The sequence below is a fragment of the Enhydrobacter sp. genome (assembly GCF_030246845.1).
In the GTDB taxonomy this organism is placed as follows: Bacteria; Pseudomonadota; Alphaproteobacteria; order Reyranellales; family Reyranellaceae; genus Reyranella.
Map to the genome: position 1 here is coordinate 876,774 of NZ_CP126889.1, position 13,564 is coordinate 890,337.

Below are 13,564 nucleotides of genomic sequence, written 5' to 3' on the forward strand. Positions count from 1 at the left end.
AGAACGACCATGCCGATCGCCACCAAGTACCTCTTCGTCGTCAGCATGGATGTGACGAAGGAGAAGGAGGCGTTGTTCAACGAGGTCTATGACACCGAGCACATACCTCTCCTGAAGAAAGTGCCGGGCGTCGGCGCCGTCACGCGGCTCAAGACCGAGCCCGCCGCCTTCACCATCGGCGGCGAACGGAAGGTGCTCGACGGGAGCGGCCAGGCGCGCTACGTGGCGATCTACGAGCTCGAAAGCCCCGACGTGCTGCTGAGCAAGGAGTGGGCGGAGGCGGTCGAAAAGGGCCGCTGGCCGAGCGAAGTCCGGCCCTTCACCTCGAACCGGCGGCACATACTGCGCAAGGTGATCTGATCCGGTGCAGATCGGCTTCAACCTGCCGAACTCGGGTCCGCTCTCGGCTGTCGCCGACATGACGCGAATCGCGACCGAAGGCGAGGCGACGGGGTTCGACTATCTCACGCTCACCGACCACGTCGTGCTGCCCGACACCAAGGTGCCCGGCTACCCCTACTCCGAAACCGGCGCCTTCTACGAGGAGGCGCCGACAGAACGGCACGAACAGTTGATGGGCATGGCCTACATCGCTGCCAAGACGCTATGGTGACGCGGTGCCGCCGCATGCCTCGGACGGCGAGCGCCGCCCTGTTCTCCGGCAGCGATGCCGATATCATGGCCGACCTTCGCGCATTGCCGGATCTGGGCATCACCGCCATCGACATCGATTTCGGCCGGCCCGATGCAACCGCCATGCTGGCCGAAATGCGCCGCTTCAGAGCCGCGGTGATCGACAAGATTCGACTCTCTTCCCCTCGTCCCTCCACCGCGCCTCGCTGCGCTCGGCTTCAGTCGGGACGACGACGTGGCCTATTGCACCGGATCGAGGACGACGACCGGGATCTCGCGCGAGCCGGCCTTCTTCTCGTAGTCTGCATAGGGCGGATAGAACGAGACCGCCTGGGCCCACAGCCGCTTGCGTTCCTCGCCGGTCGCGGTGCGCGCCCGCGCCTTCATCTTGACCGGCCCGACCTGGATCTCGACCTCGGGATGGGCCTGCATGTTGCGATACCAGCCGGGATGCTCCGGCGCGCCGCCCTTGGAAGCGATGACGAAGTAGCTGTTGCCGGTCTTGCCGTAGAACAGCGGGAACATCCACTTCTCGCCCGACTTGCGTCCGGTGGTGGTGAGCAGCAGCGACGACACGGGATCGGGCGCGGCCGGGACCTTGTACATGTGCCCTTCCTTGCCACCGCTCCTCAGATAGAGGTCGGCATGATCCTTCATCCATTGCGGCAGGTTCGATGGGAGCTTGGCTTCGGACATCGCTCTCTCCTCAGTTGATCTCGATCACGTCGGCGCCGCCCTTGTAGAGCCGCTCGACCAGGGCCTTGCGGCGTTCGAGCGTGGCGCGCTGGTTGATATAGCCCTTGTCGGTGATCTCGTGTCCGTCCACCGACGGCGGCTCCTCCATCAGGATCACCCGCTTCACCCGCAGCGACGAGCCGCGGCCCTCCGCATTCATCCGGGCAAGGCCGCTCTTCACCGTCTCGACCACGGCCGGATGCGCCAGAAGCTCCGACGTCGAGAGCCGGATCTCGGCGTCGTTCGCGATACGCCGGCAGGCTGCGATGTTGGGGAAGCCCAGCAGGCCCACATAGTCGCGGTCCGGCGCGCAGACGACGGCATCCTGCAGCACCGGCGAGGCGGCGGCGATGGCGTTCGTGCGCAGCGTGCCGACCAGCACGAACGTGCCGCTCGTGAGCTTGAAGTCCTCCACGACGCGGCCGTCGAAGAGCAGCCCCTGGTTGGGATCGGCCGGATCGACGAAGCGCGCGGCGTCGCCGATCCTGTAGAAGCCCTCCTCGTCGAACGCCGCCGCCGTGAGATCGGGCTGCTTGTAGTAGCCAGGGGTCACGATCACGCTCTTCAGCCGGACCTCGTAGCGTCCCTTCTCCGCCGTCGGCACGAGCTTGAGCTGCACGCCGGGGAAGGGCAGGCCAATCAGGCCGACACGCTCCGATGCCCAATGGACCGTGGTCGCCGTCGGCGCGGTCTCCGTGGCTCCCCAGCCGGTGATGAAAGGCAGGCGGTAGCCCGTGTGCTTCACCGCCAGGGCTTCCATGCGTTCGTAAAGATCGTTGGGCAGGGTCGCGCCGCCATAGGCGAGCGAATTCAGGTTCTTGAAGAACTTCTTCGCCAGCGAATCATCCTTCTCGAGCGCCGTCGCGAGCATGGCGTAGCCCGCCGGCACATTGGCGAACGAGGTCGGAGAGACCTCGCGCAGATTGCGCAGCGTCTCCTCGAACAGGCCGGGCAGCGGCTTGCCGTCGTCTATCCAGGTCGTGCCGCCCTCGGCGAGATTGCCCTGGAAGGTGGCGTTGCCGCCCATCGTGTGGTTCCAGGGCAGCCAGTCGAGCGCCACCGGCACCGGATCGTCCGGCTTGCGCACGCGCGCCATCTGGCCCATCGCGATGTTGGCGCACATCATCTCCTGGGTGTTGATCACCGCCTTGGGCATGCCCGTGCTGCCCGAGGTGAACAGGTACTTGCCGACGGTCTTGGGCTCGATGGCCGCGATCGACTTCGCCACGGCCTCGCTAGGCCTGGTCGCGACCAGCTCGCTCCAGGGCAGCGACTGCATCCTGGGCGGCGCCTTGTCGACATGGACCAGCATCACACCGGCCAGGTCGAGCGCAGCCAGCGCGCCGGCATAGATCTCGCCGTTCTGCACGAACACCAGGCCCGGCCGGACGAGATCGAACACATGGCGAAGCTTGGCGTGATCCTGGCTCATGACCGAATAGGCCGGCGACACCGGCGCGACGGGAGCACGGGCCTGCATGGCAGCCATGGTGAGCAGGGCGAACTCGATCGAGTTCGAGGACAGGATCATCACCGGCCTGTCGGGCCCGAAGCCGCGATCGAGCAGCGCCTGGGTGACGGCGTCGACCTGCTTCTTGGCCTCGCCGTAGGTGAGCTTCATCCAGTCGCGCGAGGGCCCCCGGCGCTGGGCGAGCCACAGCCGGCCCGGCGCCTCCCTGGCCCATTTCGCCAGGAATGCCGGCACGTGCCGCTCATAGGGCTTCAGCTTGTGGTTCGACTGCAGGATCAGGACCCCGTCCGGCCGCCGGTCGAGGCGCACGTCGCGGCTCAGGAAGTCGATCGGCTTGAACGGTACCTGCATGAAGCTGTCCAACGTTTCCTCCGGCTTTTGCCAAGATGTAGGCGGGCAGGCACCCTTTCGGCAAGGGAAGGCGCACCCCGACAGGTCGACGCTCAGTGCGATATCGCGACGCCTTATCGCTTTGTCGGCCATGGCCGCGGTGCTAGAGACCCCGGTCTCCGCCCCGAATTTCCATGAGGGAACGCATGCTAGGAAAAATGGCCGCGGCGCTCGCCGCGGGGCTCATGTTCGCGACCCCGGTACTGGCCGCCGATCCGCCGAGCGAGATCAAGATCGGCACGCTCTACGCCTCCTCCGGCCGCTTCGCCTCGATCTCGATGCCCGTATACAGCGCCTTGAAGCTCTGGGCCGAGCAGAAGAACGCCGAGGGCGGTGTCTATGTGAAGGCGTTCGACAAGAAGATCCCGATCAAGCTCGTGTCCTACGACGATCAGAGCAACACGGCGACCGCCTCGACCCTCTATAACCAGCTCGTCACGCAGGACAAGGTCGACCTCCTGGTGGCCGATTCGGGCTCGGTGCTGACGGCGCCGGCGGTCGCGATCGCCCGCGACCACAAGATGTTCCTGTTCGACCAGACCGGCACGGGGGCGAGCTTCTTCTCCAAGGACAACCCGTACATCGCCCTGATGGCCGATCCGGTCTCGACGATCTGGCCGAAGCCGGTCGCCGACTTCCTGACGCAGGACGGGCCCAAGCTCGGCATCAAGAGGATCGCCCTCCTCTATTCGACCAACGAGTTCACCGGCACGCAGGCCAACGCGGTGCGCAAGTTCATCCAGGACGCGAAGGCGCCGGTCGAGATCGTCTACGATCAGGGCGTGCCGACCGAGACCTCCAACTACACAGTGATCATCAACAACATCCGGGCCAAGCGGCCGGACGCGGTGATCCATCTCGGCTATGCGCCCAACGACATCGCCTTCCTGCGCAATGTCAACGAGGTCGGCGCCAAGTTCAAATGGCTGTTCTGCATCTATCCGGGGCTCGAGACCGAGCTCCTGGAGAAGAATGTGGGTGTGAAGGGATTGCAGCACGTCTTCACCTACGTGCCGCCTTCGGAGCTCGACTACCCGGTCAACTTCGGCATGAAGATGCCGGAGTTCCGCGCGCTCTGGAACAAGACCTTCTCCGACGGCAAGGTCGAGTTCGGCTTCAATGCGGTGGCGGGCTACACGACGGCACTGGTGCTGGAGAAGACGCTGTCGGTGGCCAACAGCCTCGACCAGATGGAGCTGCGGCGCGCCGTCTTCAGCCTGTCGGGCAAGCTCAAGACGCTCGACGGCACCTTCGCGCTCGACGAGACCGGCGGCCAGATCGGAGAGCTGACGCCGCTCGGCCAGCTCGAGCCCGACGGCAAGGGCGGCCTGAAGTTCGTCGCCGTGTATCCTCACGACGTCGCGACCGGAAAGCCGGTCTATCCGCGTCCGTAAGGACTTCCATCCGTGAGCTCCCCGTCGTCCTCGACGGGGAGCTCGAGGACTTGACCCGATGCTCGTCTACGCGCTCGTCGCCGGCCTCCTCTTCGGCCTCTACTTCAGCCTGGTGGGGATCGGCCTCAATCTCGTGTTCGGCGTCATGCGCATCGTGAATTTGGCGCACGGCGACTTCCTGATGCTAGGCGCCTTCATCGCGGTCGGCGTCTCGGCCCTGGCCGGACTCGATCCGCTGTTTGCCGTGCCGCTCGCCTTCGTCGTCTTCGTCCTGGTGGGCCTGGCGCTCTACTACCTGCTGGTGCCGCGCCTTCAGGGGTCGGTCGATCCGGAGATGCTGTCGATCATCCTGTTCTTCGGCCTCAGCCAGGTGATCGAGGCGCTGACCACCATCGCTTTCGGCACGAGCGAGCGCTCGATCGCGAGCAACGAGCTGGGCAAGATCCTGGCCGGCCTGCGCGTCCATGTCTTCGGCGGCGAGGCGGACGGGCCGGTCGAGCTGTTCGGCCAGAGCTTCCCGGCCTCCTGGGTCATCTCGGCCGCGGTCAGCGTCGTGGCCATTCTCCTGGTCTATCTCTATCTCTACCGCACCCGGCTCGGCACGCTCACGCGCGCGGTGATGTCGCGCCGCGAGGAGGCGTTCGCCACCGGCATCAATGTCGACCGCGTCTCGGCGGTGGCCTTCGGTATCGGGCTGGGGCTGGCGGCCGTGGCGGGCGTCTTCACCCCCTTCATGTTCGGCTCGGTGACGCCCGCCTTCGGCGAGGATGCGACGGTGACTTCGTTCGCGATCGTGGTGCTGGGCTCGCTCGGCAATCCGATCGGCACGGCGCTGGGCGGCGTGGTCTACGGCATCTCCTACATGGTGGTGCAGACCTACCTGAGCTCATGGGCCGATCTCCTGCCCTATGTCCTCCTGATCCTGATCCTGCTGCTGCGGCCGAGCGGCCTGCTGGGAAGGCGGGTGCGCGTTGCCTAGCATGGTCCGCCATCTCCTCTTCGTCGTCGCCCCGCTGATCGTCGTCTTCGCGGTCCTGCCGGCCGTTTATGAGAACCACCTGATGCTGTTCAACTTCGTGGTGTTTCTCATCCTGGCCCAGGGGGTGAACGTGATCTACGGCTTCACGGGCTATCTGCCGTTCGGCTATGTCGGCTTCTTCGGCGGCGGCGCCTACGGCTTCGCCGTGATGGTGATGCATCTCCACGCTTCGGCGCCTGTCGCCGTCCTCGCGGCGGGTCTTGCGGGCGTCGTGCTGGGTCTGCTGCTGTCGCCGCTGCTGCGCCTCTCCGGCGCCTATTTCGCCATCGCCAATCTAGCCGCCGCGCTCGCGGTCCTGCATTTCGTCGCCAATCCGGCCCTCGAGGGCATCACGCGCGGGCCCTACGGAGTCTCGCTGACGGCGACGTTCAATCCCAATGCCGCCTATGTCGCCGCCCTGCTCGTCCTGGCGCTGACGATGGCGACGGTCGTGTTCCTCAAGAACTCGCGCTTCGGGCTCGCGCTCCAGTCGGTGCGCGAGGACCCGGTGAGCGCCGCCATGGCCGGCGTCAACGTGGTGCGCATGCGCGTGATCGCCTGGCTCGCCTCGGCGCTGATCGCGGGTCTCGCCGGCGGCGTCTACGCCTGGTACGTGTCGGTGTTCTTCCCCGACAATGTCTTCAGCAGCACCTTCAGCATCTTCGCCATCGTCTTCGCCCTGTTCGGCGGCGTGGCGACGATCGTGGGGCCGATCGTGGGGGTCCTGATCCTCTACGGCGTCTACAACCTGATCGGCTTCACCACGCCGCAATATTTCCAGCTCATCTACGGGCTCCTGATCATGGGTCTGGTGCTGTTCCTGCCGGCGGGCCTCGTCTCGCTCGCCACACGTCGAGGCTGGCATGTCCCGTGATCGCACGGTCCTGGAGGTCAGCGACGTGGTGAAGCGCTTCGGCGGCTTCCATGCGCTCGACGGGCTCTCCTTCCACGTGGCACCGGGCGAGATCCTCGGCCTCGTGGGACCGAACGGCTCGGGCAAGACCACGGCGATCAACGTCGTCTCCGGCCTCTATGCGCCGGACGGCGGCCGCGTCATGTTCGACGGACGCCCGATCGGCGGCATGGCCTCGCACCGGCTGGTCCATCTCGGCATCAATCGCACCTTCCAGGTGCCGAAACCCTTCCTGTCGCTCACCGTCCGGCAGAACATCGAGGTGGCGCTCGCCTATGGCCGGGCCGCCGCCGCGCCGCCGGCGATGACGAGCCTGCTCGACGCCTTCCACCTGGGCGATGTCGCCGACCGGCCGGCGCGGGACCTCAACAATGTCCAGCAGAAGACGCTCGATCTCGTGCGCGCGCTCTCGACCGGGCCGCGTCTTCTGCTGCTGGACGAGCTCGCCGCCGGTCTCAACCCCACCGAGCTCGACTGGATCGCGGGCCGCATCAAGGCCCTCGCCGCCGCGGGCATGGCGATCATCGTGGTCGAGCACCTGATGGGCTTCATCGAGCAGATCACCGACCGCGTGATCGTGATGAACGCGGGCAAGGAGATCTTCGAGGGCACGCTCGCCGTCGCCGTGACCGTGCCGCAGGTGGTCGAGGTATTCCTGGGAGGCGAGCATGCCGCCTGATACCGGCGCCCTCCTCCATGCCGACGGCATCGTTGCCGGCTACGGCACCATGCAAGTGCTGTGGGGCGTCGATCTCGACGTGCGTCCGGGCGAGACGGTCCTGCTGCTCGGCACCAACGGCGCGGGCAAGACCACCTTCCTCAAGACGCTGGTCGGGCTGATCGAGGCCCGGCAGGGGCATATCGTGCTCGGCGGCGAGGAGGTCACCCGCACCCGTTCCAGCGACCGCATGCGGCGTGGCATGACCTACATGTCCGAGCTCGCGGTGTTCCCGGATCTCTCGATCGAGGAGAACATCCGGATCGGCGCGCAGGCGCTGGGCCATGCCGATCCGAGCGCCAGGCTCGACGAGCTTTACGGCCTCTTCCCCGTGCTGCGCGAGAAGCGGCGCGATGCGGCCTCCAGCCTGTCCGGCGGCCAGCGCAAGATGCTGGGCATCGCCAAGGCCCTCGCGGCCGAGCCCAAGCTCCTGGTGCTGGACGAGCCCTCCGCCGGCCTCTCGCCGCTGTTCGTGAAGGAGGTCATCCGGGTCCTCGCCGGCCTGCGCGACCGCGGATTGGCGCTCCTGATCGCCGAGCAGAATATCGGCTTCCTCGAAATCGCCACGCGCGTCTTCGTGCTGGAAGGCGGCCGCATCCGCTTCTCGGGCACGGTGACGGAGATGACCGACAACGAAGCCCTCCGCCGCGCCTATTTCGGGCTGAAATAGGAGTCACACCGACCGCAAGCCGAAACCCTTATGATGCGACGTGAATGGGCGTTCACATCGTGCGGGATTTCGTCCAGAGTCCGGCCAGGACAATGGGAGACAAGGATGGACTTTGAATACTCCGACCGCACCAACGCGCTTCTGGAGAAGCTGCACAAGTTCATGGACGAGGTGATCTACCCCGCCGAGCCCGTCTATGAGGAGCAGATGGAGAAGGCCAAGGATCGCTGGCAGCTGCCCAAGGTCATGGAGGAGTGCAAGGCCGAGGCGAAGAAGCGCGGCCTCTGGAACATGTTCCTGCCCACCGATCGCGAGTCTGGCGACACGCACGGCACGATGGGCCTTTCGAACCTGGAATACGCGCCGATCTGCGAGGTGCTGGGGCGCTCGTCGCTGGCGCCGGAGGCCACCAATTGCTCGGCGCCGGACACCGGCAACATGGAAGTGTTCGCGCGCTATGGCTCCAAGGAGCAGAAGGAGAAGTGGCTGAAGCCGCTGCTGAACGGCGAGATCCGCTCCTGCTTCGCCATGACCGAGCCCGCCGTGGCGTCGTCCGACGCACGCAACGTCGAATGCCGCATCGAGAGCGACGGCGACAGCTATGTCATCAACGGCCGCAAGTGGTGGTCGTCCGGCATGGGCGACCCGCGCTGCAAGGTGATCATCCTGATGGGCAAGAGCGACCCCGGCGCGCCGGCCTATCGGCAGCAGTCGATGATCGTCGTGCCGCGCGACACGCCGGGCATCAAGATCGTGAAGATGCTGCACGTCTTCGGCTACGACGACGCCCCGCACGGCCATGCCGAGGTGATCTACGACAATGTGCGCGTGCCGAAGTCGAGCATCCTGCTGGGCGAGGGCCGCGGCTTCGAGATCGCGCAGGGTCGCCTCGGCCCGGGCCGCATCCATCACTGCATGCGGGCGATCGGCGTCGCCGAGCGGGCGCTCGAGCTGGCGATCAAGCGCGCCAAGAGCCGCGTGGCCTTCGGCCAGCGCATCTCGGAGATGGGCGTCACCAAGGCCCATGTCGCGGACATGCGCATGGAGATCGACATGGCGCGGCTGCTGGTGCTGAAAGCCGCCTGGGCGATGGACAAGTTCGGCAACAAGGAAGCCCGCCAGCAGATCGCCATGATCAAGGTAGCGGTGCCCAACATCACCTCCAAGGTCGTCGACCGCTGCCTGCAGCTCCACGGCGCCGGCGGCGTCAGCCAGGTCTTCAAGCTGGCCAGCATGTACGCCCATCAGCGCACCCTGCGTCTCGCCGACGGTCCGGACGAGGTCCATCGTGATCAGGTGGGCCGGCTGGAGATCGCCAAGTACAACTGAGCCCTTCTCGACGAAATCAATGCAAAGGCCGCCTTCGGGGCGGCCTTTGTCATTTTGGGGCAACCCGATGGGAGCTTGCGGCGTTTATAACTGACTGGTAAGTTAGTACAATCATGAAGACAAAAAAGAAGCAACGCCGCGCGCCTGCCGAACGGCCCGGGGAAATCCTGGCCGCCGCGCTTTCCCTGTTCGTCGAAAAGGGCTTCGCCGCCACCCGGCTCGACGACGTCGCGGTGCGCGCGGGGCTCAGCAAGGCCGCCATCTATCTCTATTTCGAGGACAAGATGGCCCTCTTCCAGGGGGTCATCCGCCAGACCGTGACCAGCAATTTCGGTACGGTCGAAGCGCTGGCGAAGACCCATCGCGGCCCGGTGGCGGAGCTGCTGCCACGGCTGCTCGAATTCATGGCGAGCCGCATCGAGGATACGCCGCTGCCGTCGATCGCCAAGCTGGTGATCGGCGAATCGCGCGCCTTTCCCGAGATCGGCCGCTTCTATCTCGACGAGGTGATCGGCCGCGGCCTGCCGCTGTTCGAATCGCTGATCGCGCGCGGCATCGCCCAGGGCGAGTTCCGCAAGGTCGATCCCGGCCTGACCGTGCGCTCGTTGATCGGCCCTATGCTGCTGGCCGGCGTGTGGAAGACCGTGTTCGAGCCGATCGGCGGCGAGAAGCTCGATGCGCGCGCCCTCGCCCGCCATCACGCCGATCTCATGCTGCACGCCCTGAGGCCATCATGAAGCGGGCGCGTCTCCTTGCCGTTACCGTCGCAGCGATTGCCACCCTGGCGGTCGTCTTCTGGTGGAGCGCGCCGCTCCCGGCCATGCTGGGCTTCGGCAAGGAGGACGGCCGCTACCTGGGCTACGTCGAAGGCGAGACCAGTCTGATCGCCCCGCCCGTGGCCGGACGTCTCGTCGCGCGCCCGGTCCAGCGCGGCGAGCACGTGAAGAAAGGCGACCGATTGTTCGTCATCGATCCCGTGGTAGCCGAAGCCGAGGTGGATCGGGCCGAGGCGGCGCTCGCCGAATCGAAGGCGCGCTACGAGAACCTGCTGACCGGCAAGCGACCTTCGGAACAGGAGGTGACGCGGGCGCAGCGCCGCGAGGCCGAGGCCGCGCTCGTCCAGGCGAGGCTCGACTACAAGCGCCAGAGCGAGCTGATGCAGCGCGGCATCAATGCCCGCCAGGCCTACGAGCAGGCCGAGTCGCAGGTTCGCCAGTTGCAGGCGCGCGTGGCGTCGCTTTCCGCCCAGGAAGAGGTGAATACGCTCGCCGCGCGTCCCGACGAGATCGCGGCGGCGAAGGCCACCGTCGGCCAGAACCAGGCCAATCTCGAGCAGGCGCGCAAGCGGCTTGCCGATCAGATGCCGGTCGCGCCCGAGGATGCGCTGGTCGAGAACACCTTCTTCAATGTGGGCGAGTGGGTGCCGGCGGGAACACCGGTCGTCTCTCTCCTGCCCGCCTTCCGGGTCAAGCTGCGCTTCTTCATCCCGCAGGAGGATGTCGCGCGCGTCCGGATGGGCCAGCCGGTGAGCTTCACCTGCGACAGCTGCCCACCCGCCCTCGAAGCGCACGTCATCTATGTCTCGCCGCGCGCCGAGTACACGCCGCCGGTGACCTATTCGCAGAGCGCCCGTGCGAAGCTCGTGTTCCTGATCGAGGCGCGGCCCGATTCGGGACAGATGCCGCTGTCGCCCGGCCTGCCCGTCACCGTCGCGCCCCTGCCACGGTGACCGCCATGGCTCTCGCCATCGATGTCCACGACCTCGTGAAGCGCTACGGCGCGCGGACAGTGGTCGACCATGTCAGCCTCGGCATCGGCGAGGGCCGCATCTGCGGCTTCCTCGGTCCCAACGGCTCGGGCAAGACCACGACGCTGCGCATGATCTGCGGGCTGCTGACGCCCGACGAAGGCGGCGGCACCTGCCTCGGCCACGACCTCGTGCGCGAGCGCGACGCCATCAAGCGGCAGGCGGGCTACATGACCCAGCGTTTCGGCCTCTACGAGGATCTCACCATCCGCGAGAACCTCGAGTTCGTGGCCCGCGTCTACGGTCTCGACCGCATGAAGGAGCGGATCGACCGGTCGCTCGAGCGACTGGGGCTCGCCACCCGACAGCGCCAGCTCGCGGGCTCGCTGTCCGGCGGCTGGAAGCAGCGGCTCGCGCTCGCCGCCTGCGTGCTGCACGGGCCCAGGCTCCTGCTGCTCGACGAGCCGACCGCCGGCGTCGATCCCAAGGCAAGGCGGGCCTTCTGGGACGAGATCCATGCCTATGCTTCCCAGGGCATCACCGTGCTGGTCTCCACGCACTACATGGACGAGGCCGAGCGCTGTCACGAGATCGCGTACATCGCTTATGGCGCATTGATGGCCCGCGGCACGGCGGCCGAGATCATCCGCCAATCCGGCCTCACCGCCTTCATCGCCCGCGGCCCGGGCGCCGATCGCCTCGCGCCGAGACTGCGGGACGCATCCGGTGTCACCGCCGCCGCGGCGTTCGGCACGGCGCTGCATGTCTGCGGCCCGGACCGCGAGGCACTGCTCGCCGCCATCGAGCCCTTCCGGCAGGACGCCAGTCTGGACTGGGAGGAAGCGGAGCCCACGCTCGAGGACGTGTTCATCCATCTCATGGGCCAGGCGCGCGACAACGCGCTGGAGGACCGGCAGTGACCACCTCATTGGACCGCGGGCTTCCAGCCTGCATCATGAGCGGGCTGGAAGCCCGCGGTCCCGGCAGAGCCTGACCATGTGGGCGCGGCTCGTCGCGATCATCCTCAAGGAGCTGCAGCAGTTGCGGCGCGACCGGCTGACCTTCGCCATGATGTTCGGCGTTCCGATCATGCAGCTCCTGCTGTTCGGCTACGCCATCGACACCGATCCGCACAACCTGCCGACTGCGGTCGTGTCCGCCGACGACACCAGGATCACCCGAACCATCCTCTCGGCGCTACAGACGACGGGCTATATGCGCGTGACCCGCCATCCCGTCTCGGAGGCCGAAGCGAACGACCTGCTGCAGAGCGGCGAGGTGCAGTTCGTCGTCACCATCCCCTCCGACTTCACGCGCCGGCTGGTGCGCGGCGAGCGCGCCCAGATCCTGATCGACGCCGACGCCACCGATCCGCTGGCGGCGGCCAATCCGCTGGTCGCGGCGAAGCCCGCCATTGAGCAGGCCCTTGGCCGCGACCTGGTCGGGCCGCTCGCCCCGCTCGCCGGCCGGCCCGATGCCTTCGATCTCGTGATCCAGCGCCGCTACAATCCCGAGGGCAAGGCGCGGCTCAACATCGTGCCGGGCCTGCTCGCCGTGATCCTCACCATGACCCTGGTGATGATGACGGCACTCGCCGTCACCCGCGAGCGCGAGCGCGGCACCATGGAGAACCTGCTCGCGATGCCGGTGCGGCCGGTCGAGGTGATGATCGGCAAGATCGTGCCTTATATCGCGATCGGCGCCGTGCAGGTGCTGGTGATCCTGGCGGTCTCGCGCTTCCTGTTCGACGTGGCGGTGGAAGGCAGTCTCGGCCTGCTCGGCGCCGGCACGACGCTGTTCATCACGGTCAACCTCGCCATCGGCTTCACCATCTCGACACTGACCCAGAACCAGCTCCAGGCGATGCAGGCCTCGTTCTTCATGATGCTGCCCTCGATCCTGCTGTCCGGCTTCATGTTCCCGTTCCGCGGCATGCCGGTCTGGGCACAGTGGCTTGGCGAGGCGCTGCCCGCCACGCACTTCATGCGCATCGTGCGCGGCGTGATGCTGAAGGGTGCGGGCCTCGGCGACATCTCGACCGAGCTGCTTGCGCTTGCCGCGATGCTGCTGGTCGTCTCCGCCCTCGCCGTCAGCCGCTATCGAGTGACGCTCGACTAGGTGAGGCTGAGCTGCCAGGAGACGCCGAACCGGTCGGTGAGCCAGGTGAACTTCGTGGCGAAGGGATAGGCGTCGAGCGGCATGAAGACCTTGCCGCGTTTGCCGAGCTCCGCCGCCAGACGCGTTATCTCCTCGTCGCTCCGGCAGGTGACGAAAAGAGAGGTGGCCGGCGTGAAGGTGAAAGGATGTCGCACGGCGCTGTCGATGCACATCACCTCGCTGCCGCCGAGGGAAATGGTCGCCCGCATGACGGTGCCTTCCCTGCCAGGCCCCTCCGGCCCATACCGGCGAAGCTCGATCGTCTTCGAATCGGGGAAGAGCGACAAGTAGAACGCCATGGCTTCTTCGGCTTCACCGTGGAACATGAGGAATGGCGTTATCTTCGCCGGCATCGAAAGCTCCTGAAACAAACGGGAGTCTTGACGGGC

Annotated in this window: 15 protein-coding genes; 12 read left to right on the plus strand and 3 right to left on the minus strand. The window is 66.6% G+C overall.

What is annotated here, in order from left to right; genetic code table 11:
• Positions 1–9: 9 nt before the first annotated feature.
• Both OJF58_RS04565 and OJF58_RS04570 read left to right on the plus strand, forming a co-directional pair.
• Entirely contained in the window at positions 10–360 is a 351-nt protein-coding gene (locus OJF58_RS04565; protein WP_300781952.1) for a DUF4286 family protein, read from the plus strand.
• A 4-nt stretch (positions 361–364) separates the two neighbouring features.
• Positions 365–613, plus strand: coding sequence for a hypothetical protein (locus OJF58_RS04570; protein WP_300781954.1), 249 nt, complete (start codon positions 365–367; stop codon positions 611–613).
• A gap of 260 nt (positions 614–873) precedes the next feature.
• On the opposite strand, the gene OJF58_RS04575 is transcribed toward OJF58_RS04570, so the two are convergent.
• Together OJF58_RS04575 and OJF58_RS04580 are read right to left on the minus strand one after the other, a co-directional pair.
• Positions 874–1,329 (minus strand): nitroreductase family deazaflavin-dependent oxidoreductase, encoded by a 456-nt coding sequence (locus OJF58_RS04575; protein WP_300781956.1) that lies wholly within the window; start codon positions 1,327–1,329, stop codon positions 874–876.
• Positions 1,330–1,339: 10 nt separating this feature from the next.
• Positions 1,340–3,190, minus strand: a complete 1,851-nt coding sequence (locus OJF58_RS04580) for an AMP-binding protein (RefSeq protein WP_300781959.1) — start codon at positions 3,188–3,190, stop codon at positions 1,340–1,342.
• Between the two features lie 185 nt (positions 3,191–3,375).
• Between OJF58_RS04580 and OJF58_RS04585 the strand changes: the two genes are divergently transcribed.
• From OJF58_RS04585 to OJF58_RS04630, 10 genes are all read left to right on the plus strand, one after another.
• Positions 3,376–4,623, plus strand: a complete 1,248-nt coding sequence (locus OJF58_RS04585) for an amino acid ABC transporter substrate-binding protein (RefSeq protein WP_300781961.1) — start codon at positions 3,376–3,378, stop codon at positions 4,621–4,623.
• A gap of 58 nt (positions 4,624–4,681) precedes the next feature.
• Complete coding sequence (locus tag OJF58_RS04590) at positions 4,682–5,602, plus strand: branched-chain amino acid ABC transporter permease (RefSeq protein WP_300781963.1); 921 nt, start codon at positions 4,682–4,684, stop codon at positions 5,600–5,602.
• A 1-nt stretch (position 5,603) separates the two neighbouring features.
• Positions 5,604–6,515, plus strand: coding sequence for a branched-chain amino acid ABC transporter permease (locus tag OJF58_RS04595; RefSeq protein WP_300781965.1), 912 nt, complete (start codon positions 5,604–5,606; stop codon positions 6,513–6,515).
• Positions 6,505–7,233 (plus strand): ABC transporter ATP-binding protein, encoded by a 729-nt coding sequence (locus OJF58_RS04600; protein ID WP_300781967.1) that lies wholly within the window; start codon positions 6,505–6,507, stop codon positions 7,231–7,233. The genes OJF58_RS04595 and OJF58_RS04600 overlap by 11 nt, the downstream gene beginning before the upstream one ends.
• A complete protein-coding gene (locus OJF58_RS04605; RefSeq protein ID WP_300781970.1) occupies positions 7,223–7,942 on the plus strand; it encodes an ABC transporter ATP-binding protein in 720 nt (239 codons plus the stop codon). The genes OJF58_RS04600 and OJF58_RS04605 overlap by 11 nt, the downstream gene beginning before the upstream one ends.
• A 105-nt stretch (positions 7,943–8,047) precedes the next feature.
• Positions 8,048–9,271 (plus strand): acyl-CoA dehydrogenase family protein, encoded by a 1,224-nt coding sequence (locus tag OJF58_RS04610; protein ID WP_300781972.1) that lies wholly within the window; start codon positions 8,048–8,050, stop codon positions 9,269–9,271.
• Positions 9,272–9,384: 113 nt separating this feature from the next.
• The gene (locus tag OJF58_RS04615; protein ID WP_300781974.1) at positions 9,385–10,008 is read left to right on the plus strand and encodes a TetR/AcrR family transcriptional regulator; all 624 of its coding nucleotides are present in this window, start codon (positions 9,385–9,387) and stop codon (positions 10,006–10,008) included.
• A complete protein-coding gene (locus OJF58_RS04620; RefSeq protein ID WP_300781976.1) occupies positions 10,005–11,000 on the plus strand; it encodes an HlyD family efflux transporter periplasmic adaptor subunit in 996 nt (331 codons plus the stop codon). Before OJF58_RS04615 ends, OJF58_RS04620 begins: the two co-directional genes overlap by 4 nt.
• A 5-nt stretch (positions 11,001–11,005) precedes the next feature.
• A complete protein-coding gene (locus tag OJF58_RS04625) occupies positions 11,006–11,938 on the plus strand; it encodes an ABC transporter ATP-binding protein (RefSeq protein ID WP_300781978.1) in 933 nt (310 codons plus the stop codon).
• A 76-nt stretch (positions 11,939–12,014) separates the two neighbouring features.
• Positions 12,015–13,136 carry an ABC transporter permease gene (locus OJF58_RS04630; RefSeq protein WP_300781981.1) on the plus strand — a complete coding sequence of 374 codons (1,122 nt, stop codon included), beginning with the start codon at positions 12,015–12,017 and terminating at the stop codon, positions 13,134–13,136.
• Here the strand turns inward: OJF58_RS04630 and OJF58_RS04635 are convergent.
• Positions 13,133–13,528 carry a VOC family protein gene (locus OJF58_RS04635; protein ID WP_300781983.1) on the minus strand — a complete coding sequence of 132 codons (396 nt, stop codon included), beginning with the start codon at positions 13,526–13,528 and terminating at the stop codon, positions 13,133–13,135. The two genes, OJF58_RS04630 and OJF58_RS04635, sit on opposite strands and share 4 nt — an antisense overlap.
• Between the last annotated feature and the right edge of the window lie 36 nt (positions 13,529–13,564).